General features: G+C 63.6%; 2 protein-coding genes. One reads left to right on the plus strand and one right to left on the minus strand.

The window, feature by feature from the left end:
• Positions 1-214: 214 nt before the first annotated feature.
• Complete coding sequence (locus BLS56_RS32665; protein ID WP_091458012.1) at positions 215-403, minus strand: hypothetical protein; 189 nt, start codon at positions 401-403, stop codon at positions 215-217.
• On the opposite strand from BLS56_RS32665, the gene BLS56_RS33195 reads away from it, so the two are divergent.
• Positions 311-1,312, plus strand: a complete 1,002-nt coding sequence (locus tag BLS56_RS33195; protein WP_407640566.1) for a peptidase inhibitor family I36 protein — start codon at positions 311-313, stop codon at positions 1,310-1,312. The genes BLS56_RS32665 and BLS56_RS33195 overlap by 93 nt on opposite strands.
• Positions 1,313-1,776 lie beyond the last annotated feature (464 nt).

Genomic DNA, 1,776 nt, shown 5'->3' on the forward strand with positions numbered 1-1,776 from the left:
CGCGTCCGGGCAGCGACACGCCGAAGGCCCGCCAACCCGTGATCAACGACAAACCCCGCCTGTCAACGCATCCACACCAGGATGAAAAAGGCTCACTGTTTGCGTCAGCCTGCGCGCAGTCAGGACTGGTCGGGTCGACGGATCGGTCCTGAGCGGATGAGTTGGGGCCGAGTGTGGCCAGATAGGCGTGCGCCTCGGTCACCCAGATGTCCGATTACGCCGAGCACGCCGCGCCGATGCGCCAAGTCGTGCCGAAGCCAGCCACCAGCAGGCCGCCATCGACGCCTGCCAGCCGACCGGGCCACTGCGCGTGCGCGCCGAACTCGCCCGGCGCTTCACCCAACTCGCCGAACGCGGCTTGCTCGACAGCACTGCCCCCGGACTGGCCACGCGGCACTTCCACCTGCTGATCTCCGAGGGCATCCTCTACGGCCGCCGCGGCACCGACACCGCCGAGGCCAACGACACCGTCGCGGCAGGAGTACGAGCGTTCCTGTACGGATATCTGCCGCGCGGACCACTACCCGTACGCCGATCGTCCCCTGCAGGCTCACCCCGCGACATGTCTCCAGGGCCGATGGCCCCGCAGGTCGTGCTGCCTGCCCGAGTGGAGACCCGGGCAGCAGGTGGACACTCCGGGTCAAGAAAAGTGTGTAGCCGCAGTCAAGGACATCCTGGGCGACTCTGTGCATTCTTGATGGTGTCCCCCTTGGGACGATGTACTGAGAACAGGAAAATAAAGGGGAGATCATTGATGAGTACTTTTCGCCGGGGATTGGCGGCATTCGGCATTGGCGCGGTGATGGTGACCTGCCTCTCTACGACAGCGGTTGCCAGCGCGGGCGCGGAGGAGCCAGCGTCGGCTCACCGTGCGACTGGCACCCTTGCGGAGTACAACGGCAGGACGATCAATCTTGCCCGCGATTGGGAAGGTGCCGATTACTGCATCGAGGAGACAGCAGCCAAGTTCCGCTGCGTTGACCTTCCCGCCGCCGAGTTTGGCGCGGCAGCCATCCAAGATTGCCGAGAAGGATCTCTGTGTCTCTGGGACAACCGGAACTACCAGGCCGCTGGCCTGGAATTGCGCAGCAGCAGGCGCCACGACCTCGCGGACCACGGTTTTCGGGACCGAGCCAACAGCGTTTACAACTACCGGGAAAGCAACTCCAGGCTGATCGACCTGCGGTCCGCACCGGTCAGTGATCGAGAGTACACGGTCACAGCAGGAGGCAAACTCTGGGATCTGGGCCAGATCGTCTATCCCGGCGGCGGCAACTGGAACAACAAGATCGACGTAGTCGTCCTCAACTAGATTTACGAATCGAACCGACCGGCCTGCGTGACATCGGATAGGTAGCGCGTACTTGGAATGGGCGGCACTGAGGGCGTCGATCAACCCGAACCAAACGCCGAGGACGTTGACACGAGTACCGACTCACTCGGCGGGCAGTCCAGCGTTGAGACGGCCTGTCGAACTCTCGGTGCCGCCCACCTTCTCCAGAAAACTGTTCACCGCCGCCCCTGCCCAACAGAAACAACGACAACGCCGCCCTGAACCCGGGCCGAAACCGAACACGCCATCCTCCTCCCCGCTCAACAGACCGCCGCCGACAAAGCGCCGGACAGGTGTACCAGTTCGGCACGGTCCTTGTGAAACCCGCTGCGCCCCAACTACACCGCCCTAGTGGCTTGTCACGCAACTTTGGTTGGGTAATGGGTCCAGGTTCGGATGGGTGAGTCGGTAGCGAATGCGGTCTTGGGTTGGGTGCGGGCGTT

It is taken from the genome of Actinokineospora iranica (genome assembly GCF_900101685.1).
Taxonomy (GTDB): Bacteria; Actinomycetota; Actinomycetes; order Mycobacteriales; family Pseudonocardiaceae; genus Actinokineospora; species Actinokineospora iranica.